This is a genomic window from Chamaesiphon sp. VAR_69_metabat_338 (assembly GCF_031423935.1).
In the GTDB taxonomy this organism is placed as follows: Bacteria; Cyanobacteriota; Cyanobacteriia; order Cyanobacteriales; family Chamaesiphonaceae; genus Chamaesiphon.
In genome coordinates this window covers 1-6,462 of sequence record NZ_JANPGM010000091.1, presented here as the reverse complement: position 1 = coordinate 6,462, position 6,462 = coordinate 1, and the positions used below count along the sequence as shown (strand labels likewise).

The following is a 6,462-nucleotide window of genomic DNA, read 5'->3' as shown; positions in this document are numbered from 1 at the left end:
CGCCAAGATTTGGTACAAATTTATGAAAGTGCCAATTCGATTGTCTATCGATCGATCGGCAATCTGGACGATCGACCGACAATTCTCAAAGTATTAAGATCGGATTGTCCTACTCCCGGACAACTGACTCGATACAAGCAAGAATATGCGATCGTGCGTTCCTTGCAATTAGAGGGTGTCGTTCGCGCCTACGATCTGCAAAAACATCACAATACTTTAGTGATGTTTTTGGAAGATTTTGGCGGGGAATCCTTACAAATTCTGCTAGCATCGAGAAACTTTATGCTAGCAGAATTTCTCGATTTAGCTATTAAAATAGCGGACAATCTCAGCCAGATTCATGCGGCCAAGATCGTTCACAAAGATCTCAATCCCGCTAATATCATTTACAACCCCATAACTGGGCAAGTTAAGATCGTTGATTTTGGAATTTCGACAGTATTTACTCGCGAAAATACTCAGCTTAAAAATCCGCAGCTACTAGAAGGCACATTAGCCTATATGTCGCCAGAACAAACTGGCAGAATGAATCGCACGCTAGACTATCGCACCGATTTTTATTCCCTGGGTGCAACCTTTTATCAACTGCTCGCGCACAAGCTGCCCTTTGAAACAACCGATGCACTAGAGTTAGTGCATTGTCATATTGCCAGACAGCCACTACCGCCGCACCACTTAAATCCAGACATTCCGCTACCTCTGTCCAATCTGGTCATGAAGCTGTTAGCTAAAACGGCTGAGGAACGATATCAAAGTGCTTGGGGACTGAAAGTAGATTTGGAAGAATGTCAGCGGCAATTAGAGCTGACCGGAGAGATTGCTAACTTTACCCTCGCCGAGCGAGATATTTCGGGGAATTTCCAAATTCCCCAAAAACTGTATGGTCGGGAGCGAGAAATTGAAACCTTATTAGCTGCTTTTCATCGCGTAACCGCTCCGATGACCAATAACGAAGTCGCTGGTGTAAATTTAGCTCGATCGCCAGTGGAAATGGTGCTAGTTGCCGGTGCTTCCGGCATTGGTAAAACAGCTCTAGTCAAGGAAATCTATAAACCAATTACCCAAAAACGCGGCTATTTTATTACTGGAAAATTCGATCGATTGCAGCGCAATATTCCCTACTCAGCGATTGCCCAAGCATTTAAGTCCTTAGTGCAACAACTATTAAGCGAACCTACCGCACAGTTAGATCGATGGCGATCGAACATCTTGGCGGCAATCGGTACTAATGGCCAAATTATCCTCGATCTGATTCCAGAATTGGAACCGATGGTCGGCTCCGATCTCATCGGATCGCCACTAGATCCGACTGCCAAACAAAATGTATTTAACTTAGTATTTAAAAACTTTGTCCGGGTGTTTTGTCAAGCCGAACATCCTTTAGCGATCTTTCTCGACGATCTGCAATGGGCAGACTCCGCCAGTCTGAAGTTACTCGAATCGATCGTCGGTGATGACGAGATTCAATATCTATTTTTGGTGGGAGCCTATCGAGATAATGAAGTCAGTCCGATCCATCCGTTAACACTAGTTGTCGAGGGACTAAAAGATCGGGGAGTTGCCATTACCCAGATGACATTAGCACCCTTAAATTTGCCAGAGATTAGCCATTTGATTGCCGATACTTTGGCTCGGGAGCATAGTACAGTTAGACCGTTAGCCGAACTGATAATCGGCAAAACCCAAGGTAATCCCTTTTTTGTGAATGAATTCTTCAAAGCCTTGGCACGAGATAATTTGCTCGTCTTCGATCGGCAACAGCTTAGTTGGCAGTGGGATATTGCCAAAATCGAACAGCTAGACATTACTGATAATGTCGTCGAGTTGACGATCGGTACCTTGCAAAAATTACCAGCATCCACACAAGATATTTTACGCTTAGCTGCTTGTGTCGGGAATAATTTCGATCTAAATACTCTCTCCATTATTTACCAACGATCTCTCGGTGATACCTTCTTCGCACTGATTCCGGCAATCGAGCAAGGTGTAATTTTACCTACTTCCGAGTTAGTAGCAGTTGACACTGATGAAATCGAGACTCAGCTACTCATCCTTAATTATAAATTCTTGCACGATCGCATCCAACATGCCGCTTATACTTTAATCGACGATCGCCACAAACAAGCAGTCCATCTCCAAATTGGTAGGCTATTACTTCAGAATACACCAATCTCTCAAACCAGCGAAAAAATCTTCGATCTAGTCGCTCATCTCAATCATGGTCGCGACCTCATTGAAGATAATAGTGAAAAGCTATCATTAGTAAAATTGAATTTGGTAGCAGGCAAAAAAGCAAAGGACTCAACAGCTTATGGATCGTCACTAGAATATTTAACTATCGGCCAGCAGTTATTAGAATGCAGTTATAAAGCCAAGGATAATTTGTGGTTTACATTGCACAAAGAACTGGCCGAAGTTGAGTATTTAAATGGTAATTTCGACCGAGCCGAAAACATCATCAAGCTGACTCTCACCAAGACGATAACTGCTGTAGAACAAGCAGAGCTATATCGAATTTTAATCGTTGTATACGCCACAGGTGCCAGGTATATAGACGCGATCGATGCTGGTAGAAAAGGCTTGGCTGCCTTAGATATCGAATTACCAGTCTCTAATCTCCACGCTGCCACCCAACACGAAATCGCGCTGGTCGATCGCCAGTTACAAGGAAGATCGATCGACTCTCTCATCGATGAGCCAGAAATGACAATACCAGCTAAAAAAGCAGCGATTAAAATCCTGGGAGCGATGGACTCGGCTGCATATATGCTGGACACAAATCTTTTTGCTTTGTTGACTGCCAAGCAAGTAAATATTTGTTTGGAATATGGCAATCTACCAGAGGCAGTAAAATTTTATGCTGACTATGGCATCGTGATTATTTATGCATTAGATCATTACCAATCTGCATATGCATTTGGATCTCTCGCTCTCAATCTGAGTGATAAATTCAACAATCAAGTTCAAAAATGCGAAGCATCTGTCATCCATGCTTCGTGGATAAGTTGCTGGTTGAAGCCACTAAAATCGACGATTGCGCTGTTGAAATCCGGATATCAATCTGGTGTAGAATCAGGAGAAATACAATACTCTGGATATGCTTTAGCTTATATTCTTTTTGGTTATTTTTATCAAGGAATTCAGCTAACAATAATTGAAAGCAAACTCACCGAATCATTGGCTTTTTGTAAAAAGACCAATAATTTTCTAGGCAGTGAATTGATTAAAGCGTTGCAATTTACACTTAATGACTTAACCGCAATTCACACCGAACAGGTGGGCTTGCAATTCGATCGAGTCAGTGAATTGCATGTGCTTGAGAACGATCGCTTACCGCATATCATCTGTATTTATCAAATCTTCAAATCCCAAGTTCTATACTTACACGATCGTCCAGAAGCCGCCCTAACATGCGCTCGATCGGCAGCAATGTTATTGACATGGATTTCCGCTCAGTACTTCGTATCCGAGCATAATTTTTATTACTCATTAACACTTGCAGTTCTTTATCCCACAGTAGCAGTAGCTCAACAGCAGCAATATTGGGAGCAGCTAGTCGCAAATCAACAGCAGATGCAAATCTGGGCGGATAATTGTCCCGAAAATTTTGGGCATAAATACCTGTTGGTAGCAGCCGAAATGGCGCGGATATCTGGTAACTACTTAGAGGCAATAGATGCGTACGATCGAGCGATTGCATCGGCGAGAACGCATGAATTTATTCAGAACGAAGCTCTGGCAAATGAGCTAGCAGCTAAGTTTTGGCTCGAACGCGGCAAAGCAGAATTTGCGCAGCTTTATCTCATCAAAGCTCGCCAAGGTTATCAAACTTGGGGTGCTCAAAGTAAAGTAGCAGATTTAGATGCGCGCTATGCTCAATATTTTAGATCTACTTCATCTCACCCTCAGAACACTTTTAGCTCTACTTCCTTGACAAGTTCTATTGGCACGACGAGTGAAGCGATCGATTTAGCCGCAGTCATTCAAGCATCGCAGGCAATTTCCAGCGAAATCGACTTAGACAAATTGCTCGCAAAATTGATGAAAACTGTAATCGAGAGTGCGGGTGCTCAAAAAGGTTATTTGCTCTTGCCTGCATCGGGAGATTTAGTTACTGGGGATAGTTACTGGCAGATCGCCGCTGAGGGGATCGCTGCGGCAGAGATTACCCTTGGCAGCCAGCTGCCGCTCGATTCTACCCACAACTCCCGCGTGTCAAATTCGATCGTCAACTATGTCGTCCGAACTCAGGAAAGCTTAGTTTTAAATGATGCTACCAGTGCCGGACAATTTAGCCGCGATCCCCATATTGTCGCAACTCAACCCAAATCGATCGTGTGTATACCCTCGATCGTTGGTGGAGCCTTCAGAAACGAAAATCGCGGCAAGCTAAGTGGCATTCTCTATCTGGAAAATAATCTCGTTACTGGTGCCTTTACACCCGATCGCTTAGAAGTCCTCACACTCCTATCGGCACAGGCCGCAATTTCCCTCCAAAATGCCCAACTTTACGTTGCCTTACACGCCAACGAGCGGCGGCTCTATCAATTCCTCGACGCAGTACCCGTAGGCATTGGCATCCTCGATGCTGACGGCAAACCTTATTACGTCAATCAAATCGCCCAGCAGCTTTTGGGACAAGGAATTGTTGCGGAAACAAAATCCGATCGATTATCTGAGATTTATCAACTCTATCAAACCGGAACCGATCGACTGTATCCACCGCCAGCTATGCCCCTCGTCCGAGCGTTACAGGGCGAACGTACCACTGTTGACGATATGGAAATTCGTCAAGCTGACAAAATTGTGCCGATCGAATCTTATGGCACGCCAGTCTTTGATGACAACGGGCGAGTCAGTTATGCGATGGTAGCCTTTACCGACATTACCCAGCGCAAACAAGCCGAAGCCGACCTGATTCAATTCACCCAAGAACTAGCCCTCAAAAATCTGGCTCTCGAACAAGCCAGAGATGACTTAGCCGAGTACAGCCGCACTCTAGAACAAAAAGTCACAGAACGCACCCAAGAACTCTCCCAAACCCTGGAAATTCTTAAAGCCACTCAATCGGAACTACTGTTTGAAAACGAGCTACTCCGCAGTGGCGAACCAACCGATAGCTTTGAATATCAAGTCGGCGGCAGTTTGCCGATGGCTGCACCTACCTATGTAGTCCGAGACGCCGATCGCTACCTCTACCAAGCCCTCAAGCGCGGCGAGTTTTGCTACGTCCTCAACCCCCGTCAGATGGGTAAATCTAGCTTGATGGTGAGGATGGTCGAGCATCTCCAACATGAGGGCATTGCTTGCGCGCCGATCGATATGACTTGCATTGGTAGCGAACATGTCACCCCCGACCAATGGTACAAAGGCATTGCCTTCGAGCTAGGACGACGGTTCGATCTCCGCCACAAAGTTAATCTCAAAACTTGGTGGCAAGAGCGATCGGATCTATCGCCAGTCCAGCGATTGCGGGAATTTATCAAAACAGTTCTACTCGTGGAAGTCGGCACCCCATCTACCCAACTAGTCATTTTTATCGATGAAATCGATAGCATCTTGGGCTTAAGTTTCCCTGTCAATGACTTTTTTGCCCTGATTCGTTCCTGTTATAACCAGCGGACGCTCGATCCAGAATATCAGCGGCTAACTTTCGCGCTCTTTGGTGTCGCCACCCCTTCAGAATTGATTACGAATATTCAAATTACCCCTTTTAATATCGGTCAGTCCATTCAACTAGAGGGCTTCAAAGATCGCGAAGCCCAACCCTTATTGCAAGGACTAGCAGAAAAAGTCAGCAACCCCCAAACCCTGCTCAAAGCAATTCTATCTTGGACGAACGGACAGCCATTTCTCACTCAAAAGCTCTGTAGACTGATTCGCACGACGTCAGATTTCATTCCCCCCAACGCTGAAGCCCAGTGGATCGATCTCTTGGTTCAAGAGAATGTCATCGATAATTGGGAAACTCAGGACGAACCAGAACATCTCCGCACGATCCGCGATCGACTCCTCAGAAGCAATCGATCCCTTCGACTGTTAGCACTCTACCGTCAAGTCTGGGAACAAGAAGCCGTTGTCGCCACAGATAGTCCCGAGCAACGGGAATTGCTGTTGTCCGGGCTTATCATCAAACAACAGGGATTGCTAAAAGTTCAAAATCGGATTTATGCCTCGATCTTTAGTGGTGCTTGGCTCGATCGACAATAAAGATTCATTCTAACTAGGCAACAATCGATATTAAATCATTAATAATCTCAACAATCGATATTAAATCATTAATAATCTCAACTAAAAAAAAGCCCTATCACTAGAGCTTTCTTTTAAAATATTAAGCTTGGCATCGAGCTATTTTACCAGGGGGCAACCCCCCAAGTATCGTCGCCGTGCTAGCGTTTCACCTCCGAGTTCGGGAAGGGATCGGTGTGGTTCCACTAGGCGATAGACACCAAGCAGGTGTAC

Annotated in this window: 1 protein-coding gene and 1 rRNA gene; one reads left to right on the top strand and one right to left on the bottom strand. The window is 45.0% G+C overall.

Going from position 1 to position 6,462, the window contains the following annotated elements:
• Nucleotides 1-9 precede the first annotated feature (9 nt).
• A complete protein-coding gene (locus tag RMO84_RS02690) occupies nucleotides 10-6,210 on the top strand; it encodes an AAA family ATPase (RefSeq protein ID WP_310486912.1) in 6,201 nt (2,066 codons plus the stop codon).
• A gap of 125 nt (nucleotides 6,211-6,335) precedes the next feature.
• Here the strand turns inward: RMO84_RS02690 and rrf are convergent.
• Nucleotides 6,336-6,453: ribosomal RNA gene (gene rrf, locus RMO84_RS02685) — 5S ribosomal RNA — on the bottom strand.
• Between the last annotated feature and the right edge of the window lie 9 nt (nucleotides 6,454-6,462).